Origin of the sequence: Sphingobacterium faecium (assembly GCF_003054045.1) — a bacterium.
Lineage (GTDB): Bacteria > Bacteroidota > Bacteroidia > Sphingobacteriales > Sphingobacteriaceae > Sphingobacterium > Sphingobacterium faecium.
Genome location: NZ_QBKH01000003.1, coordinates 1 through 18,868, shown reverse-complemented (window position 1 = coordinate 18,868; position 18,868 = coordinate 1). Strand labels below are relative to the sequence as shown.

The window sequence follows — 18,868 nt, the reverse complement described above, 5'->3', positions numbered from 1 at the left end:
CTACTTTTATTTCAGCGATCTCTTAAAATAAAAGCTTATTTTTGCATCAAATACAACATTATGGCAGGAACAGCAACAACTCCAACAAAAAAACTTCACCCTAGAAATAAACATCTTGATGCATACGATTTTGTTAAATTAGTCAAAGTCGTTCCTGAACTCAAACCATTCATTTTTGTTAACGATTACAGTACCAAAACAATAGATTTTACAAATCCCGAAGCAGTAAGACTTTTAAATAAAGCATTACTTCAACAATATTATAACATTCAATATTGGGATATTCCTAAGGAAAACCTTTGTCCTCCTATTCCAGGACGTGCAGACTACATTCATTACGTTGCTGATATATTAGCTAAAAGCAACAACAATGAAATTCCGAAAGGAAAACAAGTTAAGATCCTTGATGTCGGAGTTGGAGCAAATTGTATCTACCCAATTGTGGGTCATCATGAATACGGCTGGTCATTTGTAGGTTCAGAAATTGTAAAGAAAGCATACAAAAATGCCATTGAAATCGTTCGGTTAAATCCAGAACTTAAAAATAATGTACAGATCAGATTACAGAATAATCCCAAAGCCATCTTCAAGGATATCATTCTTGAAAATGAAAAATATGATATGGTGATCTGTAATCCTCCATTCTTCTCCTCTCAATTAGAAGCATTGGCACAAGCAGACCGTAAAATAAAAAGCTTAAAGCCAGCTGAGCAAGAGAACATCGTTCAAAGTTTTGCTGGTCAAGGAAGCGAACTGTGGTGCGATGGTGGTGAAAAGGCTTTTATCGGACGAATGATTTTTGAAAGTCAGTTTTACAAAGATCAAGTAAAATGGTTTTCGACACTGGTAGCACACCGGGAAGATATCAGAGGTTTACAACATAAGTTAAAAAAACTCAATGTCGTCGAAATGGAAGTCATCCGCATGGAACAAGGAAATAAAGTTGGTAGAATACTTCTTTGGAGATTCTAATCTATATAAAAAAAGCTCTAAACATAGTTTAGAGCTTTTTTTATATAGCCGTACGTCACTTAAGAAATACTTTCCTTATTTAGTTTTGAATGTTTATACCCATACAAAAAGTATATAACGAGCCCTCCAATTAACCATATAATAAATATAATCCAATTACTAGCCCCTAATTCGGTCATCAAATATAGGTTGATTAAAATTCCAGTAACAGGTAATAATGAAAAATTCATCTTAAAGCTATAGATACTTAATCCCAACCAGGTCAACCAAAAAATAATAACCAGTACCTTATGCTCTACGATCTCCATAAAGGTTAAATTCTTCCATTCCACTAAAATTGACTGACCGTATATCCCGATCAAAATTATTGCAGTCAATAAACCAATACCGACAAGATATTTACCATTTAAGTAGGGAACCCTAAATTTCGACTTTTCAGATAAACCCGAATAATCCATATAAAGTACACCAGCACATACCATAATAAAGGCAAAGAATGTCCCAACACTAGTTAAATCGACGAAAAAATCCATTTTGAAAAATAGGGAAGGTACGCCAACAACAATTCCTGTTACGATTGTTGCATAAGAAGGTGTTTTATATTTTGGGTGAATGCGAGCAAAGCGCTTAGACATCAGCCCATCCCGGCTCATCGTCATCCAAATTCTCGGTTGTGCCAATTGATAAACCAGTAGCGCACTTGTAATTGCGATTACTGAAGTAACCGATATAATACCAGCCATATAGTCAAATCCAACATATTTGAACACAAAAGCTAAAGGATCTTTGACGTTCAACTCTGTATAGTTAACCATCCCCGTTAATATCAACGTAATAGCGACATATAGCACCGTACAGATTACCAGACACCAAATCATGGCTTTGGGCAGATCACGCTGTGGATTTTTACACTCTTCAGCTGTTGTTGAAATCGAATCAAAACCGATAAAGGCAAAAAAGACAGCCGCTACACTTCCCATGACTCCATGCATGCCATTTGGAGCGAATGGTGTCCAATTTTCCGGCTTTACATAAAACATCCCGCCAAAGATAACGGCCAAGATAATTCCAACTTTAATCATGACCATAATGGCACTGGCACGTTGCGACTCTTTAATTCCAATATATACTAAGGCAGTGACTAAAACAGTGATAATACCAGCTGGAAGGTCAAATATAACGGGCATCCCTCCTATTCGAGGAGCACTCAAATACGCCTCCAGTCCGTGTTTATCTGCCGCAGTTAAGGCTGCTGCTCCATGTTTAGCAAGCTTTTCAGATGCATCTAAAGCATAACCAGGAGCCATGGATAGCCATGCCGGTATATGGATTCCAAACCCTTCAAGCATGGACGCAAAATATTGTGACCACGAAATGGCAATAACCGTATTAGAAACAGCATACTCCAAGACCAATGCCCAACCAATGATCCAAGCAAACAATTCTCCAAAAGCAACATAAGCATAAGTATAAGCACTCCCTGAAACTGGAACCGTACTAGCAAACTGGGCATAGGACAAAGCTGTAAAAACACATGCAAAGGCTGTAAAAATAAATAAAAGTGAAACCGCTGGTCCCCCTTCATAGCTTGCCAGTCCAATTGTACTGAAAATCCCAGCACCTACTATAGCAGCGATACCAAGTGAAACCAAATCCCTTACACCTAGTACTTTTGCAAGCCCAGAACCCTCACCATGCTGAGAGTCGTATATAATTTGATCAACACTTTTCTTGCGAAAAAGTCTTTTAAACATGTAGTTTTTGTTAATAAGTTAAGTAATTGGTTACGAAAATAAAAAAAATAGATGGATAGTAAGCATGCAACATACATACTATTCAAAATCTATCATTTCATAATGGATATAATGATAGATATCATGGAAATCAGTCAAATTTTGATTCATATAACCTATTAATTTACTGGTTAACGATAAAACCCGCTCTTCCTCTACATCAAAAGACCATAAACGTTTACAAATCTGAAATAAGGCTCGAGTCAGTTGTTTCATATCGGCATATTCATAAAGGTACTGTGAGGACTGAAATCGATCAAAAAAAGCATCAAATTTGGCCATATCTTTTAATTCACTGATGGCTAAGAACGATTTTAAAGAACCACGATCCACTTTTTCCAATGCACTATAAAATTTAGGGATAGAAATCGCTTTATCCACGATTAAAAGATGATCTAAGAGCAATTCTAGTGCGATGTGGGCAAAAAATGAAGGACGAATAGGCAAGCCAGCTAACTCATCCCTGACTGATTCTTTAATTTCATGTGTATGATGAAAAAAATAATCCGAATTATGAAATAAACGGTCCACTTCGACATGTCCATTCCATCCTTTTAGCAAATCCAGATGTAAAGGATTCACACGGAGTTTATCTTCAAAATTATTGGGTCTGAGTACAAAGTTTTTATCTGCATTTTTCAATAGATCAGGTAACAAACTACCGACAACTCTTTCTGGAGTAGTTGCAAAACGTTCGAAATAAAAGTGTGACAAAAAATTCATAACATCATTTTTATACCCGTCGCAGTCATTTAACGATAAATATTGACTCAATATACAGCTTAATCTCTTATATTTGTGGCTTATATTAAAATTTTTAATCCATTTTACACAATGAGCTTTGTAGAAGAATTACGCTGGAGAGGCATGCTTCAAGACATTATGCCAGGAACTGAAGACTTACTAAATAAAGAAAAAGTATCTGGTTATATTGGTTTTGATCCAACGGGTGACTCTTTACACGTAGGTCACTTGACACAAATCATGACATTGATACACTTCCAAAATGCAGGACATAAGCCTGTCGCTTTGGTTGGTGGTGCAACGGGAATGATTGGAGACCCTTCTTTCAAATCTGCAGAACGTAACCTATTAGACGAACACACATTAAATCATAATGTGAACTGTTTGAAAAATCAGTTAGGGAAATTTCTGGCATTTGGAGAAGGTGAAAACGACGCTAAAATGGTTAACAATTACGACTGGTTCAAAGATTTTAAATTTTTGGATTTTATTCGTGATGTAGGTAAATTGATTACTGTTAACTATATGATGTCTAAAGATTCTGTAAAAAAACGTCTGGAAGGTGAAAACGGCCTTTCATTTACAGAATTTTCGTACCAACTGATTCAAGGATATGACTTCTATTATCTCTGGAAACATCACAATTGTAAAGTACAAATGGGCGGTTCAGATCAATGGGGAAATATCGTAACAGGTACTGAATTTATTCGTCGCCAAGATCAAGGAACTGCTTTCGCGATTACAACACAGTTAATAAAAAAAGCAGACGGTCAAAAATTTGGTAAGACAGAATCAGGAGCAGTATGGTTAGATCCAAAGAAAACTTCCCCTTATAAATATTACCAATTTTGGTTAAATACTTCAGATGATGATGCTAAAAACTGGATTAAGATATTCACCTTAAAATCAAAAGAAGAACTTGACGCTATCATAGCTGAGCATGATGCTGCTCCACATACAAGGGCAGTACAAAAGGCTTTAGCAAAAGATATTACCATTCGTACGCATTCGGAAGAAGCGTATGAAACGGCAATCAAAACATCAGATTTCTTATTTGGCAATGGTACGCTTGAATTCTTAAATGGTTTGGACCATGAAGCTATTTTAGATGTATTCGAAGGGATTCCGCAATTTAGTATTTCAAAGGAATTGCTAAGCAGCGGGATCAATATTTTAGATCTGCTAGCGGTCAATACGCAGGTATTCCCTTCTAAAGGTGAAGCACGCAAAATGCTACAAGGTGGTGGTGTATCGATCAACCGCGAGAAAGCGACAGATATCGAACAAGTAATCAACACATCTCAATTGATCAATAATCAATACATCATTGCACAAAGAGGTAAGAAAAATTACTATTTAATTATTGCTGAGTAAGTTTTTTTAAATTTATAAAATAAAAATGACCGATTTGATCGGTCATTTTTATTTTATAAACTTTTGCTATCTTTACGATTTATAAAATTACATTTATATCAAAATTTTAAACTTAATGAGAAAGATTTCGCTAATTATCTTTTTATTCCTACTTACATGCACCGGTTACGGACAAGTTAGCTTCCAAACCTTATATACAAAAAATAACAAGGCAACCAAAGACTTAGAAAAAGCACATTATGCACGAATTGTTACCATTCCAGATCAAAATACTAAAGATACGATCGTTGAAGAATATTTTCTTGCAAATAATGCGCCCAAGCTTCAAGGAAAAGTAACCGATATTTTTGCAACAAAATTTAAAGGTAAAAAATATGAACTGTTTGAAAATGGAAACCTGAAATCTGAAGTCATGTACTCGAACCATTCTGAACAGATCGATACCGCTTTTTACTATCATCAAAATGGTAAAATTAAATCAATCCTCTATTATCCATATAAAATAGATAGGAAAGGAAAATATAAAATTGACGAACCACTCTTTCTAGCATATGTCGATTCAACCGGTAAAATATTATTGAAAAATGGAAATGGATTTGCAGTTGAAGTTGCAGATAATTCGTATACCTATGAAGAGGGAAATTATGTAAACCATAAAAAAGAAGGTGAATGGAGAGGACACTTTAATGGGAAGCGATATACTTTTGTAGAAACTTTCATAGCAGGTAAGCTGATTTCTGGCATTACAACAGATTCATTAGGTCAGCAAACACCCTACGATTCGATTAGCGTAGGTAAGCAACCTGACTATCCAGGGGGAATTTCATCTTTGATGCAATATATCAGCAGAAATTATGATTTTCCCAGACAGGCATTGACCGAAGGTGTAAATGGAACAGTGGAAGTCGAATTCGTCATAGATAAAAGTGGGGAACCAAGAGATTTTAAAATCAAAAGAGATCTTGGATATGGCACCGGAGAAGCAGCTCTCCGAGTAACAAAAAAAATGAAAAAATGGACACCTGGACGCCAAAGAGGTATACCTGTGAGTGTCAGCTATATTTTACCGATTCGATTAAATACAAGTACTTCTATGAATCAATTTTAGAAAAAAAAAAGAACCTGTTCTGGAAAGAACAGGTCTTCTTATTATAATCAACCAAAATTATAACGGGAATTTTTATTTATGCTTAATAATTTGAAAACCATATTTTTTGTTGGCATCACTACTCGAGGTTAAGCCCGAAGCATAAATTGTATACACCTCTTTCTCTTCAGGTTTAAAATCTCCCAACAGCTCTGCTACACCAACACCATTGATCTTGAGCTTATATACCTCAGAAACTTTTATATTTCTAAAATTATCCAAATCTTTATATGCTTTATCTTTGACAGATAAACTATCCGTATCATTTAAAGTTAAGGTAAGCTTGGGTGCTTCAGGGCTTAAGTTCATAAACCTAAATTTTGCATATCCAGGGTTTAATGTACCAAAATTATCCTCAGTAGCCAGCACATCCAGTTTATCTTTGCCAATGACATATAAGCTATAGAATTTACCCGGCGTAAAGCTGACCTTTTTACTGACCAATGCAGTATCCCCAGAGTTGGATCTCGGATCAAACACCCGTACTAATCGATTTCCAGGGTAAGCATTTTTATAAAATAGATATCGATTATAAGAAAAGACACTTTCCCAGTTATTATTCAATTTATTCTGATCCAGACCAATATCCAATCCGGCAGAACCAGGTACAACATTCACTGCAGACACAGCAGAGATTTCCACATACGTGAAATCATCATCTAGTTTATTGCATGAATTTAATGTCAGCATAAAAACTATTATACTGAATCCAAAAAATAATGCTTTCTTCATTTTTATTTTTTTATTTTTCAACAAATTCAACGATCGTCTGTATAAAAAACGTTTGTTATAAATAAAATGCTACAACAAAAAATAAAAGGTTTATAAGCCAATTAAATTTCCTTCTAAATACCTAAGTTTGTATGAAGGATAACTGTGAAACATTCATGTCAAATAAAGGAAATACATTTAGACCATCTAGCGCTAATACATCATTTAAGAGGAGTACAAAAAAAGAAACTCCAAAGAATAAGAAAGTAGAAGATAAAGAGGCATCTCCAGCTAGGGACTTATCAGAAATGCAGCAAAAATTAGTGAAAATTTTAGGCGCATTTCTCATACTATGTGCAGTCCTATTGGGAATTGCATTTGTCTCCTATTTATTCACCTGGTCAGAAGATCAAAGTTACATCGCTACGAATAATGGTGGTTGGGGTGTTGTGATGAATACAGCAGAAGAAATTGACAATCCAGATATAGAATTGCCTGTCGTAGAAAATAGACTAGGAAAATATGGCGCATTATTCGCAAATCAATTTATCTACAATTGGTTCGGAATCGCATCTTTCCTGTTTATACTTGTATTTTTTGTGATTGGATATAAATTACTGTACAAAAAATCGATCTTACCAGTATATCGTACCATTATCTATTCCTTTATCGCTATTGTCTTCATATCCGTTACGTTAGGATTTTTACATAGTTTTTTTGCTAAAGTTCCTCATATCTTAGAAGGAAAGTTTGGTTTTTGGACCAATAAGCTATTAGAGGCGCAGATCGGTACCGTAGGTGTAGCCGGAATATTAATCTTTGCGTATTTAACGACTTTGATTCTGGTATACAATCTGGATCTTAAGTTTAGTATTTTTGATTCCCGTAAAAACAACGAAGAAGAGGAAGCATCAGATCTAGAGGAAGAAGAGAATTATAGCAACACCATTAGATCATCAGAACCCATTCCATCTGAGCCTTTAATCAATAGAAGAGAGACATATACTCCTGCCCCTAGCCTCAACGATAAATTTCAATCTCATAGAAATGGAGATATTCGATTAAATGAAGATCTTACTCCTCCCCATAAAGAGATTGTTTTACCCATATCGGAGATCAAACCCGAAAATAAAGTTGTTATTCCATTTGAGATTGAAGAACCAACTCGTGAAATTAAGGAAGAAACGGATGTTGTTTCGGATAATAGCATTTCATTTACGGTAGACGATCCTATAGAATTAGATCCAGTTATCGAGGACGCACCTGAATCGGATCATGAATTAGAAGTAGAATCCCTTAAAGAAGAAAAAACAATTACGGCTAATGACTTAGTTGCACAGTTTGGTCAATATGATCCAAAGTTAGATTTATCGGGGTATCAACATCCAACATTAGATCTACTGCGTGATTATGGAACGGGAAAAATCACCATTAACCAACAAGAATTAGAAGTCAATAAAAATAAAATTGTTGACACTTTAAGAAATTATAACATTGAGATTGAACATATCAAGGCTACCATTGGACCAACTGTAACCTTATATGAAATCATCCCTAAGCCAGGTGTGCGTATTTCAAAAATTAAAAACTTGGAAGACGATATCGCCTTAAGTTTAGCAGCTTTAGGTATTCGTATTATTGCTCCGATGCCAGGAAAGGGCACGATTGGGATCGAGGTACCGAATAGCAATCCAGAGATGGTTTCCATGAAGTCCGTAATTGCAACAGAGAAATTCCAAAAAACAGATATGGATCTTCCGATTGCTTTAGGAAAGACAATCTCGAATGAAGTCTATATAGCAGATTTGGCCAAAATGCCCCACTTATTAGTTGCCGGTGCAACAGGACAAGGTAAATCTGTAGGTATCAATGCTATTTTGACTTCCCTACTGTATAAGAAACATCCAGCAGAATTAAAATTTGTATTAGTCGATCCAAAAAAAGTAGAACTTTCATTATTCAAAAAAATAGAACGTCACTTTTTAGCTAAACTACCAGGAGAAGAAGACGCCATTATTACAGATACAAAGAAGGTTATCAATACTTTAAATTCACTTTGTATTGAAATGGATCAACGTTATGACTTGTTAAAAAATGGACAAGTACGTAATTTAAAAGAATATAATGCAAAATTTGTCAATCGCAGATTAAACCCTGAGGAGGGTCATCGATTCTTACCCTTTATAGTTCTTATAGTAGATGAGTTTGCCGACTTGATGATGACCGCTGGTAAAGAGGTTGAAACACCCATCGCACGTTTAGCGCAGCTAGCACGTGCAGTAGGTATTCACTTAGTAATTGCCACTCAACGTCCATCAGTAAACATTATTACAGGTACGATTAAAGCCAATTTCCCGGCACGTCTGGCATTCCGAGTATTATCTAAAGTAGATTCACGAACTATTTTAGATTCTGGAGGTGCTGATCAATTAATTGGTCGAGGAGATATGTTATTATCGACAGGTAGTGATTTGATTCGTATTCAGTGTGCATTTGTAGACACACCAGAGGTAGAAATGATTTCTGACTTTATTGGTGGTCAACGTGGATATCCATCCGCATTTATGCTGCCTGAATATGTGGACGAAAGTGGCGATGGATCTGGTTCAACAGATTTTGATTTCTCCGATAGAGATCAATTATTTGAAGAGGCAGCACGCCTGATTGTCATGCACCAACAGGGATCAACATCTTTAATCCAACGTAAGTTAAAGTTGGGATACAATAGAGCTGGGAGGATAATTGATCAGTTGGAGTCCGCAGGAATTGTTGGACCTTTTGAAGGCAGCAAAGCCCGTGAAGTACTCTATCCAGATGAATATTCTTTAGAACAGTTTTTAGAAACATTAAGGAAGGATTAAAAAAATGAAAAAAACAATGTACGTACTACTAAGTGTCATCACACTAGTAGGCGCGATGCCAGCATTTGCACAGCAAGATGCTGCAAAAAAATTATTAGCCGAAGTGAGTAAAAAATATGATAGTTATCAAACTATCCAAGCAAACTTCTCTTTTTCAGCTATTCAAGCTGCCAACAAAGGACGTTATTCGGATGTCGGTACTCTTTATTTAGATAAAAAAAATAATAAATATCAAATTACGATGAACAATCAAGATTTGATATCGGACAGCAAAAATTTGCACACAATCTTGAAAGATGAAAAAGAAGTTCAAATAGCCGAAATAGAGAACAATGCAGATGCTATAGATCCCAGCAATATTTTCAGCTTTTATAAAACAGGTTTCAAATATACCTTAGTCGGTAATGAGAAATCAGGCACGACATTGCTCGATGTTGTCCAGTTAACACCAACAGATACAAAAAAGAATTATACGAAGATTAAGCTTCGTATCAATAAGTCAACAAAGCTGATTCACGACGCTACAATTTATGATAAAAATGGTGGTCAGTACAATTATACGATAAAAAGTCAAACTCCAAATAAGAAGTTAGACAATAGTCTATTTACTTTTAATAAGAGCAAATATAGCGGGTATGAAATCGTAGATTTAAGATAAGTATGGTTATAAAAAAAGGGCTTGAAAAATTTTCAAGCCCTTTTTTTATAGCATGTTTTTGTTTGGATCTTCCTCGTCGACTCGGTTTGCATAACGCTTATAACCATGCTTTTGTGGATTCTCTATAATTTCTTTCATAGAAATCAATTTATAAACATACGATCCAGTTTCATTATTCAATTTCAAATTGTAATAACTATCCTCTTTCTGACGTCTGATGGAGCCCTTAAGACTACCACCACCTACATTATATGCAGCTGCTACAAGAGTCCAATTTCCAAACTGTTTGTAAAGTGATTTAATGTATTTAGCTGCGGCATGAGTTGATTTGACTAAGTCACGTCTCTCGTCCACATTTCCATTTACTTTCAACCCATAAAGTCTTGCAGTTGCAGGCATAAATTGCCAATAACCACCAGCGCCTTTAGTTGAAACTACTCCTCTGTCCAATCCACTTTCTACTAATGGAACGTACTTAAAGTCTTCAGGAATACCATAGGATGCTAAAATCTTTTCAATCTGCGGCAGATAGGTCTCTGCTTTTTTATGAAGACTGTAAGAGCCTCTCTTACTGAAAGAGAAGTTTTTAAAATATCGTAACAATTTACTTTCAACATGTGGCCGATCGATCGGTAATGTATCATTAGCAAATGTCAATGAACTTAAATAATGATTATTTTCTTCATTATCGTTCTTTTCCTTTTCATCTTCCTTATGAGCAAGATTACTTGGCGCTTTCATAGCAATGATCTGATCATCACCTGTAGCAATTGTGTTTGGATTTGAGTATAACTTTGACAACACTAACGCCGACAAAATCAGACTACAACATAATACTTTTTTTCTAAACATTCACTCCCTTAATGCTATCCTATCCACGATAAAATCGATCAAAAAATAGCTTGGTACAAATTCAAGGCTACAAAGATAAAGACTATTTACTTAAAAAACAAACACTTACCATTTTCAAGGTTTAAACCCATTTTAAGCTTGATTATTTTGTAATTTTATATCCACAAAAAAATAATTGCATTAAAACCTAGAAAAAAAGAATATTATAGCTAACTTTGCCATTCACATTATTTTATAGTAATAAGATGCCATTCAGCAATAAAAGGAACAGTCGTGATGACAACTCCAAAAACTCAAGAAGTACCTCAGAAAACTTCAAACCAAGAGGTGATCGTTCAAAAGATGATAGATCATCTAATTTCAAAGATAGTAAAAGACCGAGAAGTTCATCATTCGGCAATAAAGATAACACAGACAGACCATACAGTAGCGACAAAAAATCTTTTGGAGGTGATAGACCTTTCAAAAAATTTGATGGAGAAAGCTCAGATAGAAAAAGAAGTTTTGACAAACCTTTTAATAAAGAAGGTAAATCTTTTGGAGGCGATAGACCTTTCAAAAGAGATGGTGAAAGCTCAGATAGAAAAAGAAGTTTTGACAAACCTTTTAATAAAGAAGGCAGATCTTTTGGAGGCGATAGACCTTTCAAAAGAGATGGTGAAAGCTCAGATAGAAAAAGAAGTTTTGACAAACCTTTCAATAAAGAAGGCAGATCTTTTGGAGGCGATAAACCTTTCAAAAGAGATGGTGAAAGCTCAGATAGAAAAAGAAGTTTTGACAAACCTTTCAATAAAGAAGGCAGATCTTTTGGAGGCGATAGACCTTTCAAAAGAGATGGTGAAAGTTCAGATAGAAAAAGAAGTTTTGACAAACCTTTCAATAAAGAAGGCAGATCTTTTGGAGGCGATAGACCTTTCAAAAGAGATGGTGAAAGTTCAGATAGAAAAAGAAGTTTTGACAAACCTTTCAATAAAGAAGGCAGATCTTTTGGAGGCGATAGACCTTTCAAAAGAGATGGTGAAAGTTCAGATAGAAAAAGAAGTTTTGACAAACCTTTCAATAAAGAAGGTAAATCTTTTGGAGGTGATAGACCTTTCAAAAGAGATGGTGAAAGCTCAGATAGAAAAAGAAGTTTTGACAAACCTTTTAATAAAGAAGGTAGATCTTTCCAAAAATCTGAAGGAGAACAAACAGACTTTAAACGTCCTGCTAGAGAAAAATCAGATAGACAATACAAATCTTCTTATAAAAAATTCAATAGTGAAGAAGATCGTAAAGAAGGATCTACAGAAAGAAGAAGCTCAGAAAGACCTCAACGTTCTAAATCTTCATCTCAAAATGATGGCTTAATTCGCTTAAATCGCTACATCGCTAACTCTGGAGTATGTTCTAGAAGAAAAGCAGATGAATTGATCGCTGCAGGTGTAGTTAGCGTGAATGGAGAAGCTGTCACTGAATTAGGGGCTAAAGTAGATCCAGCAAAAGACGACATCAAATATAATGGTGAACGTTTGAAACGCGAGAAAATGGTTTATGTTTTATTAAATAAACCAAAAGATTACATCACTACGACTGATGATCCGCAAGAACGTCACACAGTAATGGAATTAGTTTCAAAAGCAACAAAAGAACGTATTTATCCGGTTGGTCGTTTAGATAGAAATACAACAGGTTTATTGTTGATGACAAATGATGGTAATTTAGCCGAAAAGCTTTCTCATCCTCGTAATAATATCAGCAAGATCTATAACGTAGAATTAAATAAAAGCTTAACTCAAGGTGACTTCAATAAAATCGTATTCGGTCTTGAGCTGGAAGATGGTTTTGTAAAACCTGATGATTTGAGTTACGTAATAGGTGGAAGTAAAAAAGAAGTAGGCGTACAGATCCATAGTGGTAAAAATCGTATTGTAAGACGTATTTTTGAATCATTAGGCTATGAAGTCGTAAAACTAGATCGCGTTGTTTATGCCAATTTGACTAAAAAGGATTTACCTAGAGGTCGTTGGAGATATATTGAAGAGCGCGAGTTAGTACAATTGAAGCATTTAATTTAATTATTACTCCTTTATACAGAAAGCAGCTTCCTAGCTGCTTTTTTTATGATACCTAATTTTTAAATTAGATAATATTACATAATTTAGCAGTAAATAAAAAATAACATGACTGATCCAAAAACATTAACATCCGTAGCTGAATTTCATAAAGTTTTCCAACATCCTATATTAGAAAAACCGACAATTCCGAATGAAAAACGCAGTGCATTACGTGTATCTCTGATTGCAGAAGAATTGAAAGAATTGGAAGAAGCGATTCAAAATAACGATCTAGTTGAAGTAGCCGATGCATTATGTGATATCCAGTATGTATTAGCAGGTGCCGTTCTAGAATTTGGTCTAAAAGACAAGTTTAATGAGTTATTTGAAGAAGTTCAACGCTCCAATATGAGTAAAGCATGTCAATCTATAGAAGAAGCAGAAGCAACTATAAGCCACTATAAAAATACAAAAGATGTAGACAGCTATTACAAAGAAGTGGATGGCTTGTTTTTAGTATTCAGAACAGAGGATAATAAAACATTAAAATCAATCAATTATTCGCCAGCAGATTTAAAATCAATCATAGAAAAATAAAAAAAGGGTTGCAAATAGCAACCCTTTTTTTATCCTTTATATTGAGAACCTTGTATGGCCTCTTTTCGTTCAAGTGCTTTATCAATATACGACTGAATCGCTGATTTCTTCATGCCCCAATTTGGAGCAATCAATAAGTCTTGATCAGCTAACCCAAATAACCTTTGAATGACAATATCTGGACGTAATAATGGAATAAACTCCGCTAAAAAATCACAGTATTCATCAATAGAAAAAACATGGAAAGGTTCACGTTTATATTGTACACCCATAATGGATCCCTCTACAATATGTAAATGATGCAATTTGACAAATTTGATTTGAGGATGTTTATTAATTTCATCAGCATATTTCAACATCATCTCTTTTGATTCCCAAGGAAAACCAAAAATAGTATGTACACAAATTTCTAAGGGACTGTTTTCTACTAATTTCAAAGCCGTTTGCAATTCTTCATGTGAACAACCACGATTGATTCTATCCAAAGTTTCATCGTAAATTGATTCCATCCCCATTTCCAAATCGACATCATAACGATCACAGTAACTTTCCAAAAGAGCCACTTTTTCAAAATCTATACAATCAGGACGTGTACCTACAGATAAACCTACTGTATCCTCTGGACAAACTGCCAATGCCTCATCGTACATCGCCTTTAAAAAATGTGCTGGAGCATAAGTATTCGTATTGGGCTGAAAATATATAATAAACTTATCAGCACGATACCCTTCCCTAGCCCGCTTAATACCCTCTTCTACCTGTTCACGGATAGTTGGCAATTTACGAGCTGATTCGGGAGTAAATGAATCCACATTACAATACGAACATCCACCATATCCCTTACTGCCATCACGATTAGGGCAAGTAAAATTGCCATCTACAATGACTTTATACACACGCTGACCATCATATTTCTTTTTTAAATAAGATCCATAATGATGATATGGTTTTTGTCCTATGTCTAATAATGTACTCATAAATGCAAAGATAGAAAGAATTCATAGGTTTTAATTATTTCAATTATAATATATAGCTCCTAATAGACGAATCTTTACACAATTTGCTATCTTTATAAGTTACATTAGGAAATTATGAAAAGATTAACTCTTAAAGATATTGCAAAAGCGCTAAACTTATCAGTTCCCACGATTTCCAAAGCGCTCTCCGATAGCCACGAGATTAACAAAGAAACAAAAGAGAAAATAGTCGCTTACTCACATGAACATAATTATCAATATAATGCACTAGCAAGAAGCTTAAAAACGGGCAAAACAAATATCATTGGTGTCATCGTTTCAACAATAAGCAATTCCTTCTTTTCCCAAATTTTAGAAGGAATTGAAGAATCATCACTCTTTCAACAGTATAATATCATTATTATGCAAAGCAGGGAAAATCCCGCAATAGAAAAAAAATGTATTGACATTCTTTATTCCAAAGGTGTAGATGGTATATTGATTTCGCCAGTATCTGATCGAGCCAACTTAAATTACTTAGAGCAGTTACATCATAGTGATTGCCCAATTGTTATATTTGACCGGATTAATAATAGTGTAAATACTTTCAAGATTGGTATAGACAACAAGAAAGCCGCCAAAAGAGCAACACAGGAACTTATTGATCGAAACTATCGTAATATTTTACATATTACAGGACTTGCTAATGGAGTTACCAATGAAAGACTCACCGGCTTTCAAGAAGCCTTAAAACAGAACAAAATAATTTTCGATGAAACTCTCCTTTTACGCTGTGATCTATCCCAGATTCAAATTGTAGAACAGCAAATTTTATCTAAATTAAAAGAATTAGAAAAAGAACAACATCGTCCTGACGCAATTTTTACCGCTACCGATCTATTGACAAATCGCACAATAGGGTTATTAGCGCAACAGAAAATTAAAATTCCTGAACAAATTGCCCTGATTGGATTTTCAAATACCAATTATGCATTTTCATTCAACCCACCACTTACTTGTGTCTCTCAACCTGCAAAAAATATTGGGAAACTCGCTTTCGAAAAAATGATCTATATTTTAGAATGCCGACTAAAAAAGAGAGAGATTGTCTATGAAACGATCGAATTAGATGCGGACATTACCATACGAGAATCTATTTAATCAATTATCCGAATCATCAATTGATCGCTATAGATCATACTTTAAAAGACTCTTATAAAAATCATTAGGCTTCAGAGTAATAATTAACCAATAAAGTAATCCAATAGGATACTGAAAAGAGATCAAAAAAGGCGACCATAAAACTATGATCGCCCAACAATTAATGTCTCCCTCGATGTTTACCGTGTCCCTTATTATGCCTCTTGTGTTCTTTTTTATAATGCTTATTATGCCCCTTCTTATGGTGTCCGTGTGGATGCCTAGGTCCATGATCGTGATAATATCCAACACAAGAACTAGCCGATATTAACAATATTAATCCTCCCAAAAAAAATGCAAATTTTGCTTTCATAAATAAAATATTCTTTCATCTATTTAGCCAAATACTATACCAAAACAAATAAAAAAACGGTTCATAAGCATATTAGTATATAAAGCACTCGTTATAAAGTAGTTTATACCATAGCATAATATGAATATTACAACAGTTTAATTATCATGTGTCGTCCTTCTTTCCAGTTGTTGTAATGATGAATAATCAAATTCGCTCTAATTTTATTAAAAAATATAAATAAGAAATATACCTAATCCTCCATAAACACCACATTCAATACAGCAAATTGGAACCCTATTCATAAGACTGTTTTTAAATTTTACATACATTACGTTATGCATGTGGCTATACTTATTTCTGAATAATTTGAGTCGCTAAATCATCCTTATATTCTAGAACTGATACTTTTAAATCCTCTTTTAACTTTTTGACTAGTTTACTATTTTCAAACTGTTTATAAATATTATTTAATTCCTGTGGATCCTGTTCTAGATTATAAAGTTCCCAAAAATTTTGATCACCGTAAAAGCGTACCAATTTATATTTAGAAGTTCTAATACCAAAATGCGGCATGACACGATGAGGTTGAGGATATTCATAATAATGATAATAGACATGATCCCGCCAATTAATCATTTTATTTTGTAATAGACCAGAAAATGATTTACCTTGGATTTCCTGTGGCACCGAAACACCAGCCATCTCTAATAAAGTCGGAGCCCAATCAATATTTAAAAGCGATTGTTCAATGACTGTTCCAGGCTTGATAAGACCAGGATATCGAATCATAAAAGGAGTCCTTAAAGATTCTTCATATATAAATCTCTTATCAAACCAACCATGTTCGCCTAAATAGAATCCTTGATCAGAACCATAAATAACAATCGTATTCTCCGCCAATCCATTCTCATCTAGGAAATCTAATATTTTTCCAATATTGCGATCTAATGCATTAGCAGTCGCAAAATAATCACGCATATACCGTTGAAATTTCCATTCTGTTAAAGCTTTACCTTTCAGATTTTTCTCATTGAACTCTTTACTTAAGTAATCCCCATAATAAGTACGATAAGCAGCACGCTGTTCTTTATCTAATCTACTATAGATCCAATCCGAGTCATAATCTACATTTACCTTTAAATCGAAGCCTAACTGCATGGTTTCAGAAATTGACATATCCTGATGAGCTGCGGCTATACGATTATGATAATTGTCATAAAAGCTCGGCGGAATAGGAAAATCAATATCATCATAGGATCCCAAATCTTCTACAGCTCGCAACCATTCACGATGTGTAGCCTTCTCACCTATCATCAATAAAAAAGGTTTATCCTGATCTCTATTTCTTATCCAATCCTTTGAAAGATCCGTAATAATGTCCGTCACATATCCTTTATAAGTCACTGTATCATTACTTTGAGTTATAAAATTTGGATTGAAATAATGTCCTTGATTAGGAAGAATAGTCCAGTAATTAAATGCATCTTGAGGTAAAGTTTCTAGATGCCATTTTCCTATCCACGCAGTTTGATATCCAGAATCTTCTAAAGATCGAGAGAAAATAAATTGGTCGATATTAAACTTCTTATCATTTGAAATAAAACCATTTACATGACTATACTTGCCCGTTAATAATGCAGCACGACTAGGTCCACATATGGAATTGGTTACAAAAAAATTATTGAATAGAGCACCTTCCTTAGCGATACGATCTATATGAGGAGTCTTTGCCAATTTATTGCCATATATACCGATAGCCTTATTGGTATGATCATCTGATAATATAAAGATAATATTAGGTTTTGTATTCTTTACTTTTTTAGCTGGAGGAGAAAAAGAACTCAAAACGGGCAGAAGTAGAAATAATAATTTTCGAAAAATAGGTTTCAGCATAAGGGTCAAGATTATTATTAAAGATAAGATATTCCTGATAAAAAATTAAATCATTAGAGAACTACTCCAGAAGTACAATATTAAAGTCTCAAATAAGATCACGAAAATTAAAAAATATATCTTTAAGAATTTATCAACGAAATTTATTCCCATAAGAAGTGAGGAAAGATCTATAACAAGGTATATTTTGAGTATAAATCTGAAGTTATTGAGATAATAATAACTCAGATTACCATCCATAAAGAATATTATAGGCAAGATCGATCAGCTATACTATTGCATAAAAAGCGACCAAAGCTACATAGAGCTAAAAGACAGTTTAAGTATTTAATCGATAAAGAAGTTGATAAGGAGGAAAGTATTTTCTAGGGAGTATTTCAACAATAATATGATCAGATCAATACAGCACAAATCTGCTAGATGCGTTTAATAAATTGATGTCAATCTCATCCTTTACAATACAGTAGCTAAACCGATCCTATTACAAGTCAAGTTCATCGGAAACAGATCCACATACAGAATCATGGAGATCCTAGGAAAAGGATATTGCGGTGCATGGCATCATTGCGGCAGCAGTGGGATGGATATCCGAAAGCAGTGAGATGGGGGTATCTGCAGCCTAAAGACAGTACAGAAAAAAAAGTTTAGCGCACAAAAAAGCCCCTGCTGTTTAGCAAGGGCTTCTGTATAAAAAAAGGCACCGACCTACTCTCCCACCTGTTACGGCAATACCATCGGCTCTGGCGGGCTTGACTGCTCTGTTCGGAATGGGAAGAGGT

General features: G+C 34.6%; 15 protein-coding genes and 1 rRNA gene. 9 read left to right on the top strand and 7 right to left on the bottom strand.

Features of this window, described 5'->3' with window-relative positions; translation table 11 throughout:
* The first annotated feature begins 60 nt into the window (after positions 1-60).
* Entirely contained in the window at positions 61-972 is a 912-nt protein-coding gene (rlmF, locus tag C8N37_RS08095) for a 23S rRNA (adenine(1618)-N(6))-methyltransferase RlmF (RefSeq protein WP_108158459.1), read from the top strand.
* A 59-nt stretch (positions 973-1,031) separates the two neighbouring features.
* Here the strand turns inward: rlmF and C8N37_RS08090 are convergent, their stop codons facing one another.
* Together C8N37_RS08090 and C8N37_RS08085 are read right to left on the bottom strand one after the other, a co-directional pair.
* Positions 1,032-2,726 carry an amino acid permease gene (locus C8N37_RS08090; protein WP_108158458.1) on the bottom strand — a complete coding sequence of 565 codons (1,695 nt, stop codon included), beginning with the start codon at positions 2,724-2,726 and terminating at the stop codon, positions 1,032-1,034.
* 78 nt (positions 2,727-2,804) lie between these two features.
* Entirely contained in the window at positions 2,805-3,488 is a 684-nt protein-coding gene (locus tag C8N37_RS08085; RefSeq protein WP_108158457.1) for an ACP phosphodiesterase, read from the bottom strand.
* A 111-nt stretch (positions 3,489-3,599) separates the two neighbouring features.
* Here C8N37_RS08085 and tyrS point away from each other — a divergent pair, with 111 nt between their 5' ends.
* Both tyrS and C8N37_RS08075 read left to right on the top strand, forming a co-directional pair.
* On the top strand, positions 3,600-4,883 hold the full coding sequence (tyrS, locus tag C8N37_RS08080) for a tyrosine--tRNA ligase (RefSeq protein WP_108158456.1): 1,284 nt from the start codon (positions 3,600-3,602) through the stop codon (positions 4,881-4,883).
* 115 nt (positions 4,884-4,998) lie between these two features.
* Positions 4,999-5,991 (top strand): energy transducer TonB, encoded by a 993-nt coding sequence (locus C8N37_RS08075; RefSeq protein ID WP_108158455.1) that lies wholly within the window; start codon positions 4,999-5,001, stop codon positions 5,989-5,991.
* A gap of 72 nt (positions 5,992-6,063) precedes the next feature.
* On the opposite strand, the gene C8N37_RS08070 is transcribed toward C8N37_RS08075, so the two are convergent.
* Complete coding sequence (locus C8N37_RS08070) at positions 6,064-6,762, bottom strand: DUF4397 domain-containing protein (RefSeq protein ID WP_108158454.1); 699 nt, start codon at positions 6,760-6,762, stop codon at positions 6,064-6,066.
* A gap of 131 nt (positions 6,763-6,893) precedes the next feature.
* On the opposite strand from C8N37_RS08070, the gene C8N37_RS08065 reads away from it, so the two are divergent.
* Entirely contained in the window at positions 6,894-9,602 is a 2,709-nt protein-coding gene (locus C8N37_RS08065) for an FtsK/SpoIIIE family DNA translocase (RefSeq protein WP_445009328.1), read from the top strand.
* Positions 9,603-9,606: 4 nt separating this feature from the next.
* Entirely contained in the window at positions 9,607-10,260 is a 654-nt protein-coding gene (locus C8N37_RS08060; RefSeq protein ID WP_108158452.1) for a LolA family protein, read from the top strand.
* Positions 10,261-10,305: 45 nt separating this feature from the next.
* Here C8N37_RS08060 and C8N37_RS08055 read toward each other — a convergent pair whose 3' ends face one another.
* The gene (locus C8N37_RS08055) at positions 10,306-11,112 is read right to left on the bottom strand and encodes a lytic transglycosylase domain-containing protein (RefSeq protein ID WP_045753247.1); all 807 of its coding nucleotides are present in this window, start codon (positions 11,110-11,112) and stop codon (positions 10,306-10,308) included.
* A 276-nt stretch (positions 11,113-11,388) separates the two neighbouring features.
* Between C8N37_RS08055 and C8N37_RS23075 the strand changes: the two genes are divergently transcribed.
* The 3 genes from C8N37_RS23075 (at position 11,389) to C8N37_RS08045 (ending at position 13,745) form a co-directional block, all read left to right on the top strand.
* Positions 11,389-12,462 (top strand): hypothetical protein, encoded by a 1,074-nt coding sequence (locus C8N37_RS23075; protein ID WP_244914368.1) that lies wholly within the window; start codon positions 11,389-11,391, stop codon positions 12,460-12,462.
* Positions 12,462-13,169, top strand: coding sequence for a pseudouridine synthase (locus C8N37_RS23070; protein WP_262508788.1), 708 nt, complete (start codon positions 12,462-12,464; stop codon positions 13,167-13,169). The genes C8N37_RS23075 and C8N37_RS23070 overlap by 1 nt, the downstream gene beginning before the upstream one ends.
* Positions 13,170-13,274: 105 nt before the next feature.
* Positions 13,275-13,745 carry a pyrophosphohydrolase domain-containing protein gene (locus C8N37_RS08045; RefSeq protein ID WP_108158450.1) on the top strand — a complete coding sequence of 157 codons (471 nt, stop codon included), beginning with the start codon at positions 13,275-13,277 and terminating at the stop codon, positions 13,743-13,745.
* Positions 13,746-13,774: 29 nt separating this feature from the next.
* Here C8N37_RS08045 and C8N37_RS08040 read toward each other — a convergent pair whose 3' ends face one another.
* Positions 13,775-14,722 carry a TIGR01212 family radical SAM protein gene (locus C8N37_RS08040; protein WP_108158449.1) on the bottom strand — a complete coding sequence of 316 codons (948 nt, stop codon included), beginning with the start codon at positions 14,720-14,722 and terminating at the stop codon, positions 13,775-13,777.
* A gap of 114 nt (positions 14,723-14,836) precedes the next feature.
* On the opposite strand from C8N37_RS08040, the gene C8N37_RS08035 reads away from it, so the two are divergent.
* The gene (locus C8N37_RS08035; protein WP_108158448.1) at positions 14,837-15,862 is read left to right on the top strand and encodes a LacI family DNA-binding transcriptional regulator; all 1,026 of its coding nucleotides are present in this window, start codon (positions 14,837-14,839) and stop codon (positions 15,860-15,862) included.
* A 685-nt stretch (positions 15,863-16,547) separates the two neighbouring features.
* Here C8N37_RS08035 and C8N37_RS08025 read toward each other — a convergent pair.
* Together C8N37_RS08025 and rrf are read right to left on the bottom strand one after the other, a co-directional pair.
* The gene (locus tag C8N37_RS08025) at positions 16,548-18,089 is read right to left on the bottom strand and encodes a sulfatase family protein (protein ID WP_108158446.1); all 1,542 of its coding nucleotides are present in this window, start codon (positions 18,087-18,089) and stop codon (positions 16,548-16,550) included.
* Between the two features lie 692 nt (positions 18,090-18,781).
* A 5S ribosomal RNA gene (gene rrf, locus C8N37_RS08020) occupies positions 18,782-18,868 on the bottom strand; the annotation flags it as partial.

Excerpts from the sequence above, each read along its gene's own strand:
- rlmF (WP_108158459.1), top strand. The coding sequence starts at position 61 with ATGGCAGGAACAGCAACAACTCCAACAAAAAAACTTCACCCTAGAAAT.
- C8N37_RS08090 (WP_108158458.1), bottom strand. The coding sequence starts at position 2,726 with ATGTTTAAAAGACTTTTTCGCAAGAAAAGTGTTGATCAAATTATATAC.
- C8N37_RS08085 (WP_108158457.1), bottom strand. The coding sequence starts at position 3,488 with ATGAATTTTTTGTCACACTTTTATTTCGAACGTTTTGCAACTACTCCA.
- tyrS (WP_108158456.1), top strand. The coding sequence starts at position 3,600 with ATGAGCTTTGTAGAAGAATTACGCTGGAGAGGCATGCTTCAAGACATT.
- C8N37_RS08075 (WP_108158455.1), top strand. The coding sequence starts at position 4,999 with ATGAGAAAGATTTCGCTAATTATCTTTTTATTCCTACTTACATGCACC.
- C8N37_RS08070 (WP_108158454.1), bottom strand. The coding sequence starts at position 6,762 with ATGAAGAAAGCATTATTTTTTGGATTCAGTATAATAGTTTTTATGCTG.
- C8N37_RS08065 (WP_445009328.1), top strand. The coding sequence starts at position 6,894 with ATGAAGGATAACTGTGAAACATTCATGTCAAATAAAGGAAATACATTT.
- C8N37_RS08060 (WP_108158452.1), top strand. The coding sequence starts at position 9,607 with ATGAAAAAAACAATGTACGTACTACTAAGTGTCATCACACTAGTAGGC.
- C8N37_RS08055 (WP_045753247.1), bottom strand. The coding sequence starts at position 11,112 with ATGTTTAGAAAAAAAGTATTATGTTGTAGTCTGATTTTGTCGGCGTTA.
- C8N37_RS23075 (WP_244914368.1), top strand. The coding sequence starts at position 11,389 with ATGACAACTCCAAAAACTCAAGAAGTACCTCAGAAAACTTCAAACCAA.
- C8N37_RS08045 (WP_108158450.1), top strand. The coding sequence starts at position 13,275 with ATGACTGATCCAAAAACATTAACATCCGTAGCTGAATTTCATAAAGTT.
- C8N37_RS08040 (WP_108158449.1), bottom strand. The coding sequence starts at position 14,722 with ATGAGTACATTATTAGACATAGGACAAAAACCATATCATCATTATGGA.
- C8N37_RS08035 (WP_108158448.1), top strand. The coding sequence starts at position 14,837 with ATGAAAAGATTAACTCTTAAAGATATTGCAAAAGCGCTAAACTTATCA.
- C8N37_RS08025 (WP_108158446.1), bottom strand. The coding sequence starts at position 18,089 with ATGCTGAAACCTATTTTTCGAAAATTATTATTTCTACTTCTGCCCGTT.